This is a genomic window from Enterococcus diestrammenae (genome assembly GCF_049384045.1).
In the GTDB taxonomy this organism is placed as follows: domain Bacteria; phylum Bacillota; class Bacilli; order Lactobacillales; family Enterococcaceae; genus Enterococcus_C; species Enterococcus_C diestrammenae.
This window is the reverse complement of sequence record NZ_JBMRGR010000011.1, coordinates 66297-85735: the sequence shown is the minus strand read 5'-3', so window position 1 is coordinate 85735 and position 19439 is coordinate 66297. Positions and strand designations below refer to the sequence as shown.

Genomic DNA, 19439 nt, shown 5'->3' with positions numbered 1-19439 from the left:
AGGAATCAAACAATGAGTAAAGAAATGTTGAACGCATTGGACGCGTTAGAAGCGGAAAAAGGCGTATCAAAAGAGATTGTCATTGAAGCGCTGGAAGCGGCATTGGTTTCTGCCTACAAACGCCACTACGGTCAAGCGCAAAATGTAGAAGTGGAATTCAACCAAAAGAAAGGTGATATCCACGTCTATTCTGTCAAAGAAGTGACCGAAGAAGTGATGGATTCACAGTTGGAAGTGTCATTGAAGGAAGCTTTGAAAATCAATCCCGCTTATGAAATTGGGGATAAAATTCGTTTTGAAGTGACTCCTAAAGACTTTGGTCGAATCGCTGCCCAAACGGCAAAACAAGTCATCTTGCAACGAGTACGGGAAGCCGAACGCAATATCATCTACAACGAATTTTCCCAGTATGAAAAAGATATTATGCAAGGGATTGTGGAACGCCAAGACAACCGTTACATCTATGTCAACTTAGGTAAGATTGAAGCTGTCCTCTCAAAACAAGACCAAATGCCCAACGAGTTTTACCAACCTCATGACCGTATCAAAGTTTACGTGTCACGAGTAGAAAATACCTCAAAAGGTCCACAAGTCTTTGTGAGCCGGAGTCATCCAGATTTGCTGCGTCGCTTGTTTGAACAAGAAGTACCAGAAGTTTACGATGGTATCGTGGAAATCGTCAGCATCGCTCGCGAAGCTGGTGATCGCTCGAAAGTAGCCGTGCGTTCCAATGATCCCAATGTCGATCCGGTAGGGACTTGTGTTGGTCCTAAAGGTTCGCGGGTACAAGCTATCGTAAATGAACTTAAAGGGGAAAACATGGATATCGTGGAATGGGATGAAGATCCCGCTATCTTTATTGCGAACTCCTTGAATCCAGCTGAAGCAGTGGATGTGATTTTTGACTTGGATAATCCCAAAGCTTGTACAGTCGTGGTACCAGACTACCAATTGTCATTAGCAATTGGGAAGCGGGGGCAAAATGCTCGCTTGGCTGCCAAACTGACTGGGTTTAAAATTGATATCAAATCTGAATCCGATATGGAAGAGTTTTATGCCAAATTGGAAGAAGGTTCTTACATCGATGCTGGAGAAGATTTTGATACATTGGAAGATGCCTTGCAAGAAACCGATGAAGCGCTTGTCAACTCTGATTTAACCGCAGATGAGTACGAAGAGATTGCTTCCGAAAAAGCTGCAAATGAAGCTGAGGATGAAGTTGTACCGATGGAAGAGACGACTGAGGCAGCAGAAGAAACTGACGCTGATCAGGAGAACTAAGAGGTGGCCGCGATGAAAAAACGCAAAGTCCCTTTGAGAAAATCAGTGGTATCCGGAGAGATGCTTCCTAAAAAGGAGCTAATCCGCATCACTCGTTCCAAAGAAGGTCACGTAGCCATTGATCCAACCGGGAAAATGCCTGGTCGGGGAGCCTACGTCGCCATTGAGCCAGAAGAGGTTCAAAAAGCTTGGGATAAACGAATATTAGACCGCGTGTTAGAAACGGAACTGACAGATGAGTTCTACCAAGAGTTACTGGATTATGTCAGTCATCAAAAAGCACGGCGGGAGTTGTTTGGCAATGAATCAAGATAGATTGTTGAATATGCTGGGTCTGGCAATGCGGGCTGGCAAATTGGTTACAGGCGAAGAAGCGGTAGTAAAAGAAATCCGTTCGCAAAATGCCAAGCTAGTCTTTGTTGCCCAAGACGCAGGGAAGAACACCCATAAAAAGATACAAGACAAAAGTACCTATTACGAGATTTCCTTTTTTGACGGGCTGACACAAGCAGCTATCAGTCAGGCAATCGGCCGTCCTCGGACAGCGATTGCCGTGATGGATGGTGGGTTTGCCAAGAAGATGAAGGAATTGATCCAAGGTTAGTCAGGCGACAACAGTTAGCTTTTTAGGCGGGCAGACACATAGTCTGTAAGTGCGAAAGCTGAAAATAGACCGTTGTGGCACATTTACGAGGAAGGTGATTGCATGGGGAAAAAACGAATTTACGAACTTGCAAAAGAAATCAATCAATCCAGTAAGGATCTTGTGGATAAAGCACAAGCCCTTGGTTTTGATGTGAAAAATCATATGGGAGCTATTTCTGACTCTGAAGAAAAGCAGCTGCGTCAGGCAGTGTCAGGAGGAAACAGCACCAAAGCCGCATCACAACCAGCACCTGGATCAGAACCCAAACCTGCAAATCAACAACCTGCTAACCAAACAAACGATGCGAAGGATGAAAAACCTGAGCATAAAAAATTCGTAACCCAACGGAATAACCCAAAATTCCAAAATCGGAACAAAGAAACCCGCAGCCAAGGCAATACTAGCGGTGGTAACCGTCAAGGCGGGCAAGGCCAAGGCAATCGCCAAGGTGGGTCAAATCGCCAAGGTGGTCAAGGTAACCAAAACCAAAATCGCGGTGGCAACCAACAAAATCGTGGCAGTCAAGGCCAAGGTCAAAATCGCAACAACAGCCAAGGTAATCAAAACCAAGGCAACCGCAGCAATAATCAAGGCCACCAAAATCGCCAAGGCGGCCAAGGCCAAGGTCAAAATCGCCAAGGGGGTCAAAATCGCAATCAACGCCGGGATCGCAACGACCGTAATGATCGTCGTGAACAGCCTCGCACACAAACAGCACAACAAGCCCAACGGCCACAAGGTGCTGCGAAGATGAGTGCATTGGAACGGGCGAAAAACCGGGCAGCAGAAATCGAAAACGAAGCACAACAACAGCGTCAACGGCAACAACGGCGTAGTGAACAGCCAAAAACAGCTGAACACAAACCAAAAGCGCAAGAACGTCGTAGCCAACCGCCAGTTAAGAAAGCACCGGCGATTCCAGCGGTTCCTCAAGAAGTATTGCAACAAGTGGAACAACCAAAACAGACTGATGCGAAACCGAAAAGAGAATTTAAAGATAAACCAAAAGATAAATTTGATGCTAGAGAGCGTAATTATGGTGGTGGTTATGGGAATCAAAACAACCGTCGTAACAAACGTAAAGGGAAGAAGGGCAAACAACAAGTTGCTCAAAAACCAGCTGTGCCACCACGTAAATTCCGTGAGTTACCTGAAGTTTTGGAATACACGGAAGGCATGAACGTTGCAGAAATTTCTAAAAAGATTTATCGCGAACCAGCGGAAATCATCAAGAAACTCTTCTTGATGGGGGTAATGGTCAATCAAAATCAACCGTTGGACAAAGATACTATTGAATTGTTGGCAGCTGATTACGGTATCGAAGCACAAGAAAAAGTCCAAGTGGATATTGCTGATATTGATAAATTCTTTGAGCCTGAAGAAGTCAACGAAGAAAACTTGGTCCCTCGTCCACCAGTCGTTACTATCATGGGTCACGTCGATCATGGGAAAACGACCTTGTTGGATACCTTGCGTCATAGCCGGGTAACCAGTGGTGAAGCCGGTGGGATTACCCAACATATCGGGGCTTACCAAATCGATATCGATGGCAAACCGATCACTTTCTTGGATACACCAGGGCACGCAGCCTTTACTAGCATGCGGGCACGGGGGGCCTCCATCACTGATATTACAATTTTGGTAGTCGCAGCAGATGACGGTGTGATGCCACAAACTGTGGAAGCAATCAACCATGCCAAAGCAGCGGGAGTTCCAATCATCGTTGCTGTAAACAAAATCGATAAACCAGGGGCAAATCCTGACCATGTCATGCAAGAGCTCAGTGAATATGAATTGATTCCTGAAGCATGGGGTGGCGATACTATTTTCGTGCAAATTTCAGCTAAATTCGGTCAAAACATCGAAGAACTCTTAGAAATGATTCTTTTAGTCGCTGAAGTGGAAGACTTGAAAGCTGATCCGACTGCACGAGCCATCGGGACAGTCATCGAAGCTCGCTTGGACAAAGGCAAAGGCCCAGTTGCAACCTTGCTGGTTCAAAACGGTACGTTGAAAGTCGGCGATCCTATCGTTGTCGGCAATACCTTTGGCCGGGTACGGGTAATGACCAATGATATCGGTCGTCGGGATAAAACTGCCGGACCTGCGACACCAGTGGAAATTACCGGTCTAAATGATGTTCCACAAGCCGGCGATCACTTCGTAGTCTTTGAAGATGAGAAAACAGCGCGGGCAGCTGGTGAAGAACGTGCAAAACGGGCGTTAGTCGAACACCGGGCATCTTCAAGTCGGGTAACGTTGGATAATCTCTTTGAATCTTTGAAAGAAGGCGAACTCAAAGACGTCAACGTGATTATCAAAGCTGACGTTCAAGGTTCTGCTGAAGCTTTGGCAGCGTCCTTGAAGAAAATCGATGTAGAAGGCGTCCGAGTCAACATCGTCCATTCGGCAGTTGGGGCAATCAACGAAAGTGATGTAACTTTAGCTGCAGCTTCCAATGCCATCATTATCGGTTTCAATGTGCGGCCGACGCCACAAGCTAAACAACAGGCAGAAGGCGAACAAGTTGATATCCGCTTACACCGGATTATCTACAAAGCTATCGATGAGATTGAAACAGCCATGAAAGGTATGTTGGATCCTGAGTTTGAAGAAAAAATCACTGGTCAAATGGTGGTTCGGGAAACTTACCATGTATCCAAAGTCGGCACCATCGCCGGCTGTTATGTCACAGATGGCTTCATCCGTCGCGATAGTGGCGTCCGGGTTATTCGGGATGGTATCGTGATTTATGAAGGACAATTGGCTAGCTTGAAACGCTTTAAAGATGATGCGAAAGAAGTCCGTCAAGGCTTTGAATGTGGGGCGATGATCGAGAAATACAACGACCTGAAAGTCGACGATGTGATTGAAGCCTACATCATGGAAGAAATCAAACAAGACTAAACTTAACTGGTTGCTGGTGGAGATGTAGCCATCAGCAACAGTTGATTAATGGAGGGCACAACTTATGGCGAATTACCGTGACCGTCGTGTTGCCCAAGAAATATTGCGAGAAGTCAATGATATTTTGCGTAAACGCGTGCGGGATCCCCGTGTTCAGGATGTTACGATTACAGATGTTCGTGTGACGGGTGATCTACAGCAAGCTACGATTTTTTATAGCATTTTATCTGACAAGGCCTCTGATCGAGAAAAAGCACAAAGAGGGTTGGAAAAAGCTTCAGGTTTAATCCGCCGGGAGTTAGGTCAAGGGTTGACCTTGTACAAAACGCCGGAACTCTTTTTCGAAATTGATCAGTCGGTGCAATATGGCAACAAAATCGACCAAATGCTTCGGGATTTAAATAAAGACTAGAAGCAACTAAAAAGGCAATGTTAGACCCTCGATGAACGCTTCGGGGGTCTTTTTAAGAAAAAATGGGTGCCAGCAGCGACAGTCTAAAATGGAACAGGAAGACTGGTAGCAAAAGTCAGCTGGTCACCGCCAAAGAAACTTTAAAGAAGGGTAATGAGAAACAAGCCTCAGGGTGGAAAGGCTTTTGTTTCTGCTTTTTCTGTGATATGATTTAGCAAGACTACTTTAAAACACAACATTCCACTCGTGACGAGCATGGAAGAAAAACGAGGAGCTTTTATGTCAAAAGCTCGAACCAAGGAGTGAAAACCATGTACGATAATCCAAACAGCAACGAAGCAGTACGTTGTTCATTCTGTGGCAAGACCCAAGAAGAAGTCCGTAAAATCGTGGCTGGTCCGGGTGTTTATATTTGTAACGAGTGTATCGATCTTTGCAAAGAAATCATCGACGAACAACTATACGAAGACAGCGTTCGCGAATTTATTGATGTGCCTAAACCGCAAGAAATTTTAGGCATTCTAAACGAATACGTCATCGGTCAGGAACGTGCGAAAAAGGCCTTAGCTGTAGCGGTGTATAACCATTACAAACGGGTCAATGCCGATGTTGCTTCCGATGAAGTGGAATTGCAAAAAAGTAATATTTGCCTGATTGGACCAACTGGCTCCGGGAAGACCTTCTTAGCCCAAACCTTAGCTCGCTCTTTAAATGTCCCATTTGCGATTGCCGATGCAACAAGCTTGACCGAAGCTGGTTATGTGGGAGAAGACGTTGAAAACATTCTTCTGAAATTGTTACAAGCGGCGGACTACAATGTCGAGCGAGCCGAAAAAGGCATTATTTACATCGATGAAATCGATAAAATCGCCCGCAAGAGTGAAAATGTCTCCATTACCCGTGATGTCTCTGGTGAAGGGGTCCAACAAGCTTTACTGAAAATCTTGGAAGGAACCGAAGCCAGCGTGCCTCCTCAAGGGGGACGCAAGCACCCGCACCAAGAAATGATTCAAATTGACACTACGAATATCCTTTTCATCGTCGGTGGCGCTTTTGATGGGATTGAAACCATTGTTAAAAACCGCATGGGTGAAAAGACAATCGGTTTTGGTACTGATAATAAGAAGTTTGCTGAAGGCGAAAGCATCATGCAACATATCATTCCCGAAGACTTGTTGAAGTTTGGTTTGATTCCTGAGTTTATCGGTCGCTTACCGGTGATGGCAGCCTTAGATAAGCTAACAAACGACGATTTGGTACGTATTTTGACCGAGCCGAAAAATGCTTTGGTCAAACAATATAAAAAATTGTTGTCCCTCGATGAGACGGAGTTGGAATTTGAACCAGCCGCTTTGAAAGCTATTGCCGATAAAGCGATTGAACGCAATACAGGTGCGCGGGGGTTACGCTCAATTATTGAAGATATCATGATGGATATCATGTTTGAGGTTCCTTCTGATGAAACAATCGCCAAGGTGACGATTACTAAAGAGGCGGTAACTGATGGAGAAGCGCCCAAAATCCAGTTGACTGAAAAAGAAAAAAAAGCCGGCTAAACTGCCGATGCCACTAGGGATACAAGTCGCAGGATTTGTATCCCTTTTTTCTGAAAGATTCCTGTGTCCACTGCCAGCTGACTGCAGGTTAGTGTTTATCTAGCGGACACACTAGCAAGAAAGGAAACGTATCTATGAAGGTTCATCACGCAGAAATTGTCATCAGCGCTGTCTCACCAGCCCAATATCCAGAAGGTGGTTTGCCAGAAATTGCTTTGTCTGGCCGTTCCAATGTCGGAAAGTCCTCCTTTATCAATACCTTGATTGATCGCAAAAACTTGGCTCGGACTTCTTCCAAACCTGGGAAAACACAAACCTTAAATTTCTATTTGATCGAAAATAGTTTGCTCTTTGTCGATGTTCCTGGTTATGGCTACGCAAAAGTTTCCAAAACCGAACGAGCAAAATGGGGACGAATGATTGAAACCTACCTAACAAAAAGGGAGCAATTAAAAGCCGTGGTCTCTCTAGTGGATTTGCGTCATGCCCCCTCGCAAGAAGATATTCAAATGTACCAATTTTTGAAATACTACGATATCCCTGTGATTTTGGTCGCTACTAAAGGAGATAAAATTCCTCGAGGTAAATGGAACAAACACGAATCTGTTATCAAGAAAGCCTTGGACTTTGATAACAACGATGAGTTTATCATCTTCTCCTCGGTTACTAAAGAAGGGAAGGAACAAGCGTGGCAAGCTATCCAGCAGGCCATTGCTGATTGAAAATAGCCAAAAAAGACGCCTCCTTATTTGGAAGCGTCTTTTTTTGTTGTTATTTTTTCTTCATCTTTGGTTTCAGGTTCTAAAAAGCGTTGGATTGCCGCTTCTTTTTCTTTAAGTTTGTCGGCTTTTTCGTCAGGTAACATTGCGAATTCTGCAAACTTTCGATCCAAAGTATCTTCTCGTTGAAACTTTAAGCCCATGGTTTTCACCTCCGCATTTGTAGTTTAGCACGAGTCGGGTATTTTTGACAGTCAGACTTTTCAACTGAAATAAAATTAGAATATTTTTAATGACAATTTTTAGAGTGTCATTTTTACAATAATAATAGCGAATAAAAACCTAATAGAAAACAATAAAATGAAGTGATTTTGATTGGCATTTTTATGATAGTTAGTTATAATAAGATTGTACTAAAATGAGAAAGTGGTGAGATTGTGAAGAAGGAAGAGAAGCTGTTTTTGACGATTCAGTATCAGGAAATCGACCAACATACGCTGCGACGGCTTATTCAGGACTGGCTCATCTTTGTTCGCATTTTGTTTGAGCCTCGTTGGCTGGCCTTGGATCAGGCAAACCAGCGATCGTTTTCTTTAGCTGATTGTGTCGCTTTTTTGAAACATGCCGAAACGCTGGACAGTTTTTCAATTTACGTGGGGGATGGTGCCAATGAAGCCAGTCTGCGTTTGGTGAAGGGGCATCTACTAGAGAAGCATTTAGTGACGAAAGCGGTTTTTGCTGAAAACCAAAAGATGATTCTTGATTATACAGAAGTCCAAATGAAAATGAAGGGCCTCTTTGCCTCTTTGCGTTCTTATGACGAATTTTTGTTTCATAATGTCGAAAAAATGGCTGAACGGCGCCGTTTTCAAGAGGAAGCTGCCATTAGCCAACTGCCTAAGCTGCGGCGTCCTAATGGTGAAGTTGTCGTGGATTGTAATCAGTTTGCTGGCTATGATATTTTCTATAAAGGTTTGACTTTGACTTCTTGCTGGCGGATGTACTTTAGTCGGTTTTATCGATATGTGATTCCTCTAGCTGTGATTGAGGAAGTTCAACAAGTGGAGCAGTCTCATTGGATTTCTCCCCAGGTGCTAATGATCGAGTTGTACCAAGATCCCTTTAACTGGGATAACACAAGCAATCGTGGATATCAACGCCTTTTCCGCGACCAGCTGGGCATTGACCAATTGGCGTGGAACAATGGGATTGGAATATTACGAGAACCTTTTATCGAATATGCCTATAGTGAGCGTATGATTCAAACAGTGCAATATCAAAATGATCGCTTACAACCGGCCGAAAAGAAAAAAGCGACTCATTTTGTGACGCGGCGCTTTGACTTAGTGAATGATCAGCAACAGGTGAAGAGAGTACGAGGAACTTTAAATGCGCAAGCCTATTTTCCCTGGGTGGATGGACAACGGATGAAGATGATGAATTATATCGTAATCGATCCCTCCTATGCTTTGGATGGTGGGGTAGCGGCTTACGAGTATTATCTTCGTAACTTTTTAGAAGTTGAGGTCGATCTACGGGATGGCCGATATCAAGAGTACTTAGTTATTTTGAACATTTATGTACCAGAAGAATATTTAGCAGAGATTCCTTATCGTCAATTGAAGGAAAAGATGACGGATGTGAAGTTTTCCCGGTTTAAGAAGAAAAAAGAGCAGGCCTTTTTTGACTTAAAAAAGGATGCTAATCATTTACGAGTAAATTTTCTACAGGTGAGTGCATTGCCGCAACTTGAAGAATTATCAGGAGGATAAGGAGATGGAAGATCGGATATTCAAAAAAACTATGGGACCGACTGCAGGGGTATTGCTTTTTTTGTGGATCTTACCGGATTTTCCTCTGAAAGTCACTGTCAGCTTGCTGATTGTGGTGTTGGGAGTGGTGTTAAGCCTCTTTTTTCTGTGGCGGGAGTTGGGGAGTCGCTTGTCAAGAAGCAAGGGAAAACTCCCCGTTACTGAAGCTGAAGTCAAGCGACGAATGGATCGCTATTAGCAGTCTGCGTTTGAAATTTTTAATAATCAAAAAAGCTTATCTTCCACTGAAACTTTAATGGAAAATAAGCTTTTTTTGCGAGTATTACATATAGTGCTTTTCGGCTTGGGAGACTATATGAAGTCTTTTCTCATGCCTCTTTTTAATTTGAGCTTTTATTATTCGGCCAGGGGTTTCTTTAAGAGACCAAAAACGACCCCAGAAATAATTGCACCGATCGCAATCAAAAGCAAGTAAACAATCGGTTGACTAACCAATGGAATCACGAAAATCCCACCATGAGGCGCCATCAAACGAATTCCGAAGCCACCAACTAGGCCACCGGTAATAGCTGAACCGATGATGAAACTTGGAATTGCTCGCAAAGGATCGGATGCAGCGAAAGGAATCGCCCCTTCTGTGACAAAGGATAGACCCATGATGATATTGGTTAATCCGGCATCTTGTTGTTCTTTCGTAAATTTATTTTTGAATAAACGAGAAGCGATGAAGATTGCTAGTGGGGGTACCATCCCGCCGGCCATAACTGCTGCCATCACGATGGAGCCACCTTCAGCAACGGTCGTAGCAATGGTAGCAGTCCCAAAGACATATGCGGCTTTGTTGATTGGGCCACCAAGGTCGGCCGCCATCATTCCTGCCAATAAAGCCCCCAATAACGCTGCATTCGTACCTCCAAGGCTATTTAGGAAATTATTTAAGGCGCTATTAATAGCACTCATGGGGATATTCACTAAAAGCATCAAGAAGCCGGTAATCAAAAGACCAAAGAAGGGATAGAACAAGATGGCTTTGATTCCTTCTAATGATTTTGGTAGACCACTGAAAAGCTTCCGTAAAAATTGGATAACATACCCACCTAGGAAACCACCAATCAAGGCGCCTAAGAAACCAGCACCGCCACTATTGGCTAAAGCCCCTGCGGCAAAACCGACGACTAAACCAGGACGATCTGAAATACTCGAGGCAATAAAGCCGGCTAAAACAGGTAACATAAATCCAAAGGCCGCATTGCCAATATCATTAAACCACTTGGCTTGTTCGTGAAATGAGCCTAACTTGGAAAGGGAATCTTGAGGGACACCCATAAAGTTATCAATCATAAAGGAAATGGCGATCATAATCCCACCAGCAATCACGAATGGCAACATGTGGGAGACGCCGTTCATCAAGTCTTTGTAGATACGTTGCCCAACGGTCCCATCAGCAGAACTATCATCAGTAGGGTTGGTTCCGCCGGTTCCATGGAAAATCGGAGCGTTACCGCTTAGGGCTTCGTTAATCAATTCCTCTGGCTTCCGGATACCGTCAGAGACAGGACGATTGACCAAATGTTTGCCGTCAAAACGATTCATTTCTACTTTTTTGTCAGCGGCGACGATGACGCCGTCTGCTTTGGCGATGTCTTCTGGTGTTAGTCTATTTTTGATTCCTTCAGAGCCATTGGTTTCCACTTTGATTGTGATGCCCATTTCTTTGGCTTGTTTTTTCAGGGCATCTTCTGCCATATAGGTGTGGGCGATACCCGTCGGACAAGCCGTCACAGCGACGAGGTATTTGCGATCGGCTTCAGAGAGAGTAGTGGCGGCTTTTTCCGCAGCTTCTGCTTGTTCTTCTGCAGCTTTTTGGTTTTCAGCATCAGTGAAAAGTTGTTGGACTTGTTCCGGCGTAGTAGCTCCTTTTAACTTTTCGACAAAGTCTGGGTTAATTAATAAGCGACTCAAAGCTGCCAATGCTTGCAAGTGGGTGTCGTTGGCGCCTTCTGGAGCGGCAATCATGAAGAAGAGGTAAGTCGGTTGCCCATCCAAAGCTTGGTAATCAACACCGGCACTGCTTTTGGCAAAGAGGACGGTGGCTTCTTTGACGGCTTTGTTTTTGGCATGAGGCATCGCGATACCATCGCCAAGGCCAGTGGAGGTTTGGGCTTCTCGGGCTAAGATACCATCTTTGTAAGTCTTGATATCGGTGATCCGTCCCACATCATACATCTTTTGGACCATTTCATCGATTGCCCCCTGCTTGTCAGTGGCTTTCAAATCCATGATCATAGCGTCTTGCAACATCAATTCTTTGATTTTCATAGATACTCCTCCATTTTTCTTTTATCCAAATTAACCAATTTTGGTAATTTCAACTTCCGGTAATAACGCTTCAATCAACTCACGAGTGGCTAAGTCATCGGAAAAGGCGGTCCCACTCCCACTAGCTACGCCATATTTAAAGGCTTCTAAAGGGTCATGGGTCTTTTCAAAGGCTCCAATAAAACCAGCAATCATCGAGTCACCAGCGCCGACAGAATTCTTCAAGGGACGTTTTAAAACATTTGATTGATAGACGCCGTCATCGATGAATAATAAGGCGCCGTCACCAGCCATGGAGATGATGACGTGACGAGCCCCCTCCAACAGCAAGCGCTTGCCATAGGGGATGATAGCCTCGATTGTGTGAAATTCGGTCTGGTAAAGATCGGCTAATTCATGATTATTGGGTTTGACTAACAAAGGACCATCTTCTAAGGCATCAGCTAGGTCTTGACCGGTAGTATCGATGACAAAATCTGCTTCTTTTGCTTTTACGATAGCGATTAGTTCTTGATAGAAACCTTTGCGTAAAGAGGCTGGGGCACTTCCAGAAAGAACCACGATATCACCTTTTGTAATCTGACTGAGTTTTTCTTTGAGGGCTTGAATCTCCTCGTTCGTAATGAGTGGGCCGCCACCGTTGATTTCGGTTTCTGTTAGGGATTTTAGTTTGATGTTAATCCGTGTGTCATCAGCGACTTGCGTGAAATCACAGTGAAGACCTTCAGCAACTAACGCTTCTTTGATGAAGTCGCCAGTAAAGCCGCCTAGAAAACCGAGAGCTGTAGAAGGGGCATCGAGACGTTGTAAAATCCGCGTCACGTTGATCCCTTTACCTCCAGGAAATTTAAAGTCTTTGGTCATACGATTAACAACGCCAGGTTTGAAGTCAGCGACCTGGACAATGTAATCAATCGAGGGGTTTAACGTTACAGTATAGATCATTTCATTACCTCCGTTATGCTTGTTTCTTCGTGGTAGGCTTGGGCATTTTGTAAATCGAGGGCGTCAGTAATAATCATGACGTCTCGCAAAGCCGCAAACTTGGTAAAGGTGATTTGTTCAAATTTTGAAGCATCGGCCAAGACAATCGCCATATCTGCTTGTCTCGCCGCCGTTTTCTTCAGCAAGGCTTCATCAGGGTCAGGGGTCGTAATCCCAGCTGTCAGTTCAATTCCATTGGCACCTAGAAAGGCTTTGGTGAAGCGAAAAGGCTCTAGCTGTTGAATCGCTGTGTATCCTAATGTTGCTTGTGTGGAGAGCTTGATATTGCCACCTAAAATAATGGTTTCGATTTGCCGTTCGATCAAACGGGCAGCATGTTGAACCGAGTTGGTGACAGCTTTGATTTGAATTCCTCTAGGCAGGTGGTCAATCAATTCTAAGGTGGTAGAACCAGCGTCTAGATAAATGACATCCTCGGCATGAACTAAGCTAGCCCCGTAAGCTGCAATCGCGCGTTTTTCAGAAGGGTGTTCCGAGGTTTTTTGTTGCATATCCGGTTCCAACATGAATCGTTGAATCTTCTTAGCACCACCGTGGATACGTAAAAGCAAATGTTGATCTTCCAAATCTTGGAGGTCGCGACGAATCGTGGACTCTGAAGCATCTAGCTTTTGGGTTAACTCTTGTAATTTGACAATGTTCTTTTCCTGAATGAGTTGTAAAATTCGTTGTTGCCGTTCTTCAGTTAGCACAAATAATCCTCCTTTCGGCAAAAATAGCTAAAAAAATGATGGATAACGGGTATTTCTTTTTCAACTATAGAATACCACGGCGAGCAATCAAATACAATCAAATTCAATCATAAACATTCAAAAATCTGTCATAACTATCAATGTTGCCGTTTGCAATGGGAAAATCTTGCTTGGTTAACCTTAACTATTTGACAGGGGCCTGACTCATTTGGCTTAATAAAGGATAAGACTACTAGTAAATACTTAGGAAAAGAGGAGAAAGCCATGGATAACGAGACAATTTTACAGGCCTTTGAGTGGGAGCTCAAACCAGATCACCAACATTGGCAATTATTAGCTCAAAAAGCCGACCTTTTTCAGCGCCTTGGCTTCACAGCGCTTTGGCTCCCACCAGCTTCGAAAGGTGCCGCCGGTGCACAAGACGTCGGCTACGGGACTTATGATTTATATGATTTAGGGGAGTTTGATCAAAAAGGCTCGATTCCTACCAAATATGGTACGAAAGACGAATATCTAAAGTTGATAGCAACTCTGCAAGAAAAAGGGCTGAAGGTGTATGCAGATATTGTTTTCAATCATTTCCTCGGTGCAGATGAAACTGAAGAAGTCTCTGCTGTCAAATATAGTTGGGGTAATCGTAATCAACAGATCAGTGGGGAAGAACAAATTGAAGCTTGGACTAAGTTTACTTTTCCTGGACGCAAGGGGCAGTATGATGATTATATCTGGACTTGGCGCAATTTTTCGGGAGTGGACTATGACGCTCGTTCCAAAGATCACGCCATCTACAATCTTGGGGACCGAGGCTGGGTACCTGATGTGGATGGGGAAAAAGGTAATTTCGATTATCTGATGGGTTGTAATTTGGATATGGAGTATCCAGAGACTATCCAAAATTTGGATAATTGGGGACGCTGGTTTTTGGATTTGACGGAAGTTGACGGCTTTCGCCTCGATGCAGTGAAACATATTCAGTTTGATTATTTTGTAGACTGGCTGTTGCATCGGCGAGAAGAAAAAGGGGACCAACTTTTTGTAGTGGGAGAATACTGGTCAGAGGATGTGACGAAGCTGGAGAATTATTTGGATTCTTCCGGCAATTTGATTTACCTGTTTGATGTTCCACTGCATTTTAATTTTCAGCAAGCCGCCACCTCGATGGGAGCCTATGACATGCGACAGATTTTCGATCATACGCTGTTGGCGGCGCGACCGGAGTATGCTGTTACTTTTGTCGATAATCATGATACTCAAAAAGGACAAAGTCTGGAATCTTGGGTGGAAGGTTGGTTTAAAGCTCACGCCTATGCGTTGATTCTTTTACGAAAGTTAGGGACGCCAGTGGTTTTCTGGGGTGATTTATATGGTATTCCCACCCAAGGCATCGATCCGGTAGGGCGGGAATTACTGATACTCTTACTCTTACGAAAACACTTAGCCTATGGCAATCAGGTGGATTACTTTTATGATCCGGATCGTATCGGTTGGGTCCGGACGGGGGATTATGAGCACGAGCTATCCGGCTATGCTGTGATCATGACCAATGCTAGCGGTGGTGAACTAGAAATGACTATCAGTGCCCTGCATGGCGGAAAAACATTTGTGGACGCTTTTGGTAACAATGAAGCAAAAGTCGTGTTAGATGAAAATGGACGGGGCGTTTTTCCAGTTAATGACGGTCAGATTTCCGTGTATGTCAATGAAGCCATCGCCGAAACCATCCGCAATGTAGAAGACTTAGACTTATATTAGACACGCCATCAGATTGAAACGGCTGGTGGTGTCACACCGCTAAAAATGTCGAAATGCTTTTCGTTTTGCAATCCAGTGTTGAAGAACCAAATAAAATAAACAGAGCTTCCCATGTCTTTTCATGGAAGCTCTGTTTATTTGGTTTGTGTTTGAGCGATAGAAAGACTGGCTATGGAAGACAAAGCTGAGACAATTGTTTGTTTGATAGGCCGCAACGTTGAAGCGTTAGGCTAGTGGTTTTCTTGTCCAAGCCTCGATCTGCTGACGAACTTCTTTGGCGTGGTGGGTATCGGTTAGAATCTTTAAAAAGTCGCCCACTTTGATGACGGTATCCCCATGGACTAAAAGCTCTTTTTCTCCTCGTTGAATCGAGACTAGCAACATGTCTTTGGGCCACCGAATGTCGCGAACTTGAGTGCCATCTAAGGGGCTTTCCGCATGAACGGCATATTCGATGACTAAACGCTGTCCTTTCATTGGCAAGGAAGTTGGTTTGATCATGCGTTCTAAAAGAGACTCATAGATTGGACTGCCACCGAGTAAATCATTGACGATATAAGCAATCAAGGCTACCAGTCCTAAAGGCATCAGGTGATTTAAAGAACCCACCATTTCTGTGACGAGAATGATAGCAGTCAAGGGGGCTTTGCCAATTGCTGCAAAATAGCCGGCCATCGCGATGATGACAAAGTCTTTGACGTATTGAGGATCCATCCCCAAGCTGCTAACGGCTAGTTGACCAAAGAAGGCTCCTAAAATCCCACCTAAAGTCAGAATCGGTAAAAAAATCCCTCCAGGTAAGCCGGATCCATAGGAGATCATGGAAAAAATAAAACGCAAGAGAAACAGGCCCAGCAAAATACTAGCTAAGGGAATTTCAGTACCGAAGCTTAGAACGATTTGATTGCCACCACCAAGATAATCTGGGAAAAAGTAGCCGACGGGAATTACCAATAAAAATGGTACTAGCCCATAGAGCCATTTTGGGAGGGGGACTTTATGATAGATTTTCTCTAAATTTAGTAAGACCACCTGGTAAAATCGTCCGAAGATTCCAAGAAAGACCCCCAGTAGAGTTAATAACCAGTAATATTTTAATGGCAGAGAGGGGATGTCTCCTAAGTATAGGACTGGTTGTAGGCCAAAAATCATCAAGGATACGGCATTGGCACAAACGGCTGAGGTAAAGGAGGTCAGCCATACCAGTGGCGAAAAATTATGATGGACTTCTTCCACGATGAATAGTAACGCAGCAATCGGGGCGTTGAAAGCCGCAGCCAAGCCAGCGGCAGCGCCACTGGAAAGTAAAATCTTGCTTTCTGATCGATCGGCTTTCAGCCATTGAGAGATTCCTTGACCGATGCTGGCTCCAAGCTGAATCGAAGGACCTTCCCGACCAAGAAATAGGCCCATCCCGACACTGAGAATCCCACCAAACATTTTTTTCCAAAGGACCGAAAACCAATTTGGTGACAGTTCGTCTTGTAGCTGGGCTTCTACTTGGGGAATCCCACTGCCTTTGATGTTTGGATCGGACTTTACTAATAAACCGACAACTAGGGCACAAAGAAGGCTAACTAGCCCCCAAAAGAAGAGCCATAGCGGGTGCTGCTGAAAAAGATGGTAAAGCTGCCTGACGACATCGCTGAGTTTTTCAATGCCAAGACGAAAGAGACTGACTGCTAACCCAGCCAGTGTTCCAATCAAGGCGCCTTTTAATAAATAACTAATTCTAGTTTTATCAAGATTTGTTGTTTTCATCATCAAAGTCCTTTTTATTTTCATTACTTTAAATGTAGCTTGTTTTTTAAGGGTTGGCAAGGGTTATGGGAATTTACAAGAGGCTTTCATGGAATTTTTTTATTAACTTTTGGAGGCTGGTCGTTTTAACCTCGGGCGGGTAATGCTATAATCAAAGAGATTGAAATATGGTAGTCTGTCGATGTGATCAGCACTATATTCGGAAATAATAATGACCTTCTGCCAACAGGGCGTGAAAGCAGCAATCCCGTGTTGCCTAGTCAGGTATCTGTTTGTCTGAAGGTGGATAGCTGAAGAAAGGAAGTTTTTGATGACAGCCAATGTATTTCTCAAAGGGATGAATCCCAAGCAAGCTGAAGCAGTGACAGCAACAGAAGGGCCTTTGTTGATTATGGCCGGCGCCGGTAGTGGGAAGACTCGGGTGCTCACTCACCGAATCGCCTATTTAATAGAAGAAAAATTAATCAATCCGTGGAATATCTTGGCGATTACCTTTACGAATAAAGCCGCTCGAGAGATGAAAGAACGGGTCAATGGCCTCTTGGGAGCAGGTGGGGAAGATGTTTGGATTTCCACATTTCACTCCATGTGTGTGCGAATTTTACGACGAGATGTCGATCATATTGGGTATTCTCGTAATTTTACGATAATAGACAGTTCCGAACAGTTGACTTTGATGAAACGCGTAGTTAAGGAATTGAATATTGATCCCAAAAAATACGATCCTCGAAGTTTGTTAGGAGCCATCTCCAATGCAAAAAATGAATTGCTGACACCAGCCGATTATGAAGCACAACAAGGCGGTTTTTTTGAACAGATGGTGGCGAAGTGTTACCAATTGTATCAAAAAGAACTACGACGGAATCAATGTATGGATTTTGATGATTTGATCATGGTCACCATTCGCCTGTTTCAAGACAATGAAGAAGTTTTACAGTTTTACCAACGAAAATTTCAATACATTCATGTGGATGAATACCAAGATACGAACCATGCGCAATATACCTTAGTCAATATGTTAGCCGCTCGTTTTCGTAATCTGTGTGTGGTGGGAGATGCCGACCAAAGTATTTATGGTTGGCGAGGAGCGGATATGCAAAACATCCTTGACTTTGAAAAGGACTATCCCGATGCCCGCACCATTTTATTAGAACAAAATTATCGCTCCACCAAAACAATCTTAGCAGCAGCCAATCAAGTCATCGCCAATAATTCCAATCGCAAAGAAAAAAATCTTTGGACCCAAAACAGTGATGGTGAAAAAATTACTTACTACCACGGGGAAAGCGAACGAGATGAGGCGCGCTTTATTGTTTCTGAGATTCAAAAACAACAGCGAGAAAAGCAACGGAAATATGGCGATTTTGCTGTGTTATACCGGACAAACGCGCAATCTCGGGTAGTGGAAGAAACCCTCTTGAAAGCCAATATTCCTTATAAAATGGTTGGGGGCCATAAGTTTTATGATCGCAAAGAAATCAAAGATATCTTGGCTTATCTGCAAGTCATCGCTAACCCAGCAGACTCTTTGAGTTTTGCTCGGGTAGTCAATACCCCAAAACGTGGAATTGGGGCAACCTCTTTGGAGCGTCTACGGGAGTTTGCTGATATCCATCAGTTTTCCTTATTGGAGGCTTCCCTAAATGTCGCTTTGTCACCAGTCACGGGTAAGGCAGCAAAAGAACTTTATGAGTTTGGGGAGTTAATTGAGGGATTCAGTCAAATGGTTCCGTTTTTGACAGTAACTGAACTCACGAAAGAAGTTCTTAAAAAGACTGGTTATGAAGAAGATTTACGACGTCAAAATACGTTAGAATCACAAAATCGTTTAGAAAACTTAGAAGAGTTTATGACTGTTACCCAAGACTTTGATAAGACTTTTGCAGCCAGTCAAGAAACTGCCAATCAAGAAGAAGCACCAGAAGATAAGTTGACACTTTTCCTAAATGATCTGGCCTTGATTTCGGACGTGGATTCCTATGAAGAAGAAGCCAGTGAAGTGACCTTGATGACCCTTCATGCCGCAAAAGGGCTGGAGTTTCCGGTCGTCTTTTTAGTGGGCTTGGAAGAAGGGGTCTTTCCTTTGTCGCGGGCGATGTTAGAACAACACGAGTTGGAAGAAGAACGGCGCCTGGCCTATGTAGGAATTACGCGAGCAGAAGAAGAGTTGTTTTTGACCAATGCCCTTTCCCGTACCCTTTATGGGAAAACCCAATACAATCGGCCTTCGCGCTTTGTCAAAGAGATTGAAGCTAATCTTTTAGACAATCAAGGAGTCTCTGGGTCCAGCCAAACAGGCTTTGGAAGCTTCACTCAAACTGCCAAATCCATGGGAGGAATCCGTAGCGGTACAACGAATACTTACAAAGAAAAGCCCTACAAAGCAGAATATAAGCAAGCCGTGGTGCATGGTGTTTCCAGTAAACAGGAGACCGCAGCGGCTGGTGAAACTTGGAAAATCGGTGACAAAGTCCAACATAAAAAATGGGGACAGGGTACCGTGGTACGAGTCGGTGGTGTCGCCAAAGATGTCGAATTGGACGTCGCTTTTCCGGCTCAAGGAATCAAGCGCTTGTTAGCAGCCTTTGCACCAATTGAAAAAATCTAGAAAGGGTGA

General features: G+C 44.1%; 16 protein-coding genes. 11 read left to right on the top strand and 5 right to left on the bottom strand.

Annotated features, from left to right (window positions below; all coding sequences use genetic code 11):
- Positions 1-12 precede the first annotated feature (12 nt).
- From nusA to yihA, 7 genes are all read left to right on the top strand, one after another.
- Positions 13-1281 carry a transcription termination factor NusA gene (gene nusA / locus ACO03U_RS09090; RefSeq protein ID WP_204687008.1) on the top strand — a complete coding sequence of 423 codons (1269 nt, stop codon included), beginning with the start codon at positions 13-15 and terminating at the stop codon, positions 1279-1281.
- A 12-nt stretch (positions 1282-1293) separates the two neighbouring features.
- Positions 1294-1596, top strand: a complete 303-nt coding sequence (gene rnpM / locus ACO03U_RS09085; protein WP_161868690.1) for an RNase P modulator RnpM — start codon at positions 1294-1296, stop codon at positions 1594-1596.
- Positions 1583-1885: a YlxQ-related RNA-binding protein gene (locus ACO03U_RS09080; RefSeq protein ID WP_161868689.1), complete on the top strand. Its 303-nt coding sequence runs from the start codon at positions 1583-1585 to the stop codon at positions 1883-1885. Before rnpM ends, ACO03U_RS09080 begins: the two co-directional genes overlap by 14 nt.
- A 102-nt stretch (positions 1886-1987) precedes the next feature.
- A complete protein-coding gene (gene infB / locus ACO03U_RS09075) occupies positions 1988-4834 on the top strand; it encodes a translation initiation factor IF-2 (RefSeq protein ID WP_204687007.1) in 2847 nt (948 codons plus the stop codon).
- A 64-nt stretch (positions 4835-4898) separates the two neighbouring features.
- A complete protein-coding gene (gene rbfA, locus ACO03U_RS09070; RefSeq protein WP_161868687.1) occupies positions 4899-5246 on the top strand; it encodes a 30S ribosome-binding factor RbfA in 348 nt (115 codons plus the stop codon).
- A gap of 311 nt (positions 5247-5557) precedes the next feature.
- On the top strand, positions 5558-6802 hold the full coding sequence (gene clpX, locus ACO03U_RS09065; protein ID WP_161868686.1) for an ATP-dependent Clp protease ATP-binding subunit ClpX: 1245 nt from the start codon (positions 5558-5560) through the stop codon (positions 6800-6802).
- Between the two features lie 134 nt (positions 6803-6936).
- Positions 6937-7524 carry a ribosome biogenesis GTP-binding protein YihA/YsxC gene (yihA, locus tag ACO03U_RS09060; RefSeq protein WP_204687006.1) on the top strand — a complete coding sequence of 196 codons (588 nt, stop codon included), beginning with the start codon at positions 6937-6939 and terminating at the stop codon, positions 7522-7524.
- A gap of 23 nt (positions 7525-7547) precedes the next feature.
- Here the strand turns inward: yihA and ACO03U_RS09055 are convergent, their stop codons facing one another.
- A complete protein-coding gene (locus ACO03U_RS09055; RefSeq protein ID WP_202625808.1) occupies positions 7548-7724 on the bottom strand; it encodes an SPJ_0845 family protein in 177 nt (58 codons plus the stop codon).
- 234 nt (positions 7725-7958) lie between these two features.
- Between ACO03U_RS09055 and ACO03U_RS09050 the strand changes: the two genes are divergently transcribed.
- Positions 7959-9293: a hypothetical protein gene (locus ACO03U_RS09050; protein WP_204687005.1), complete on the top strand. Its 1335-nt coding sequence runs from the start codon at positions 7959-7961 to the stop codon at positions 9291-9293.
- A 4-nt stretch (positions 9294-9297) separates the two neighbouring features.
- Complete coding sequence (locus tag ACO03U_RS09045) at positions 9298-9531, top strand: hypothetical protein (protein WP_204687004.1); 234 nt, start codon at positions 9298-9300, stop codon at positions 9529-9531.
- A 158-nt stretch (positions 9532-9689) separates the two neighbouring features.
- On the opposite strand, the gene ACO03U_RS09040 is transcribed toward ACO03U_RS09045, so the two are convergent.
- The 3 genes from ACO03U_RS09040 to ACO03U_RS09030 are packed head-to-tail and all read right to left on the bottom strand — an operon-like array spanning position 9690 to position 13309.
- The gene (locus ACO03U_RS09040; RefSeq protein ID WP_204687003.1) at positions 9690-11612 is read right to left on the bottom strand and encodes a PTS fructose transporter subunit IIABC; all 1923 of its coding nucleotides are present in this window, start codon (positions 11610-11612) and stop codon (positions 9690-9692) included.
- Between the two features lie 30 nt (positions 11613-11642).
- A complete protein-coding gene (pfkB, locus tag ACO03U_RS09035; RefSeq protein WP_204687002.1) occupies positions 11643-12557 on the bottom strand; it encodes a 1-phosphofructokinase in 915 nt (304 codons plus the stop codon).
- Positions 12554-13309 (bottom strand): DeoR/GlpR family DNA-binding transcription regulator, encoded by a 756-nt coding sequence (locus ACO03U_RS09030; RefSeq protein WP_204687001.1) that lies wholly within the window; start codon positions 13307-13309, stop codon positions 12554-12556. The genes pfkB and ACO03U_RS09030 overlap by 4 nt, the downstream gene beginning before the upstream one ends.
- A gap of 264 nt (positions 13310-13573) precedes the next feature.
- Here ACO03U_RS09030 and ACO03U_RS09025 point away from each other — a divergent pair, with 264 nt between their 5' ends.
- Complete coding sequence (locus tag ACO03U_RS09025; RefSeq protein ID WP_204687000.1) at positions 13574-15061, top strand: alpha-amylase; 1488 nt, start codon at positions 13574-13576, stop codon at positions 15059-15061.
- Positions 15062-15286: 225 nt separating this feature from the next.
- Here ACO03U_RS09025 and ACO03U_RS09020 read toward each other — a convergent pair whose 3' ends face one another.
- Positions 15287-16822: a ClC family H(+)/Cl(-) exchange transporter gene (locus tag ACO03U_RS09020; RefSeq protein WP_423104636.1), complete on the bottom strand. Its 1536-nt coding sequence runs from the start codon at positions 16820-16822 to the stop codon at positions 15287-15289.
- 310 nt (positions 16823-17132) lie between these two features.
- Here ACO03U_RS09020 and pcrA point away from each other — a divergent pair, with 310 nt between their 5' ends.
- On the top strand, positions 17133-19430 hold the full coding sequence (gene pcrA, locus ACO03U_RS09015; RefSeq protein ID WP_204686998.1) for a DNA helicase PcrA: 2298 nt from the start codon (positions 17133-17135) through the stop codon (positions 19428-19430).
- Positions 19431-19439 lie beyond the last annotated feature (9 nt).

Bases quoted from the DNA above. Each gene is read 5' to 3' on its own strand.
- ACO03U_RS09040 (WP_204687003.1), bottom strand. From the start codon at position 11,612: ATGAAAATCAAAGAATTGATGTTGCAAGACGCTATGATCATGGATTTG.
- ACO03U_RS09025 (WP_204687000.1), top strand. From the start codon at position 13,574: ATGGATAACGAGACAATTTTACAGGCCTTTGAGTGGGAGCTCAAACCA.
- rnpM (WP_161868690.1), top strand. From the start codon at position 1,294: ATGAAAAAACGCAAAGTCCCTTTGAGAAAATCAGTGGTATCCGGAGAG.
- ACO03U_RS09045 (WP_204687004.1), top strand. From the start codon at position 9,298: ATGGAAGATCGGATATTCAAAAAAACTATGGGACCGACTGCAGGGGTA.
- clpX (WP_161868686.1), top strand. From the start codon at position 5,558: ATGTACGATAATCCAAACAGCAACGAAGCAGTACGTTGTTCATTCTGT.
- rbfA (WP_161868687.1), top strand. From the start codon at position 4,899: ATGGCGAATTACCGTGACCGTCGTGTTGCCCAAGAAATATTGCGAGAA.
- yihA (WP_204687006.1), top strand. From the start codon at position 6,937: ATGAAGGTTCATCACGCAGAAATTGTCATCAGCGCTGTCTCACCAGCC.
- pfkB (WP_204687002.1), bottom strand. From the start codon at position 12,557: ATGATCTATACTGTAACGTTAAACCCCTCGATTGATTACATTGTCCAG.
- ACO03U_RS09080 (WP_161868689.1), top strand. From the start codon at position 1,583: ATGAATCAAGATAGATTGTTGAATATGCTGGGTCTGGCAATGCGGGCT.
- pcrA (WP_204686998.1), top strand. From the start codon at position 17,133: ATGACAGCCAATGTATTTCTCAAAGGGATGAATCCCAAGCAAGCTGAA.
- ACO03U_RS09020 (WP_423104636.1), bottom strand. From the start codon at position 16,822: ATGAAAACAACAAATCTTGATAAAACTAGAATTAGTTATTTATTAAAA.
- nusA (WP_204687008.1), top strand. From the start codon at position 13: ATGAGTAAAGAAATGTTGAACGCATTGGACGCGTTAGAAGCGGAAAAA.
- ACO03U_RS09055 (WP_202625808.1), bottom strand. From the start codon at position 7,724: ATGGGCTTAAAGTTTCAACGAGAAGATACTTTGGATCGAAAGTTTGCA.
- infB (WP_204687007.1), top strand. From the start codon at position 1,988: ATGGGGAAAAAACGAATTTACGAACTTGCAAAAGAAATCAATCAATCC.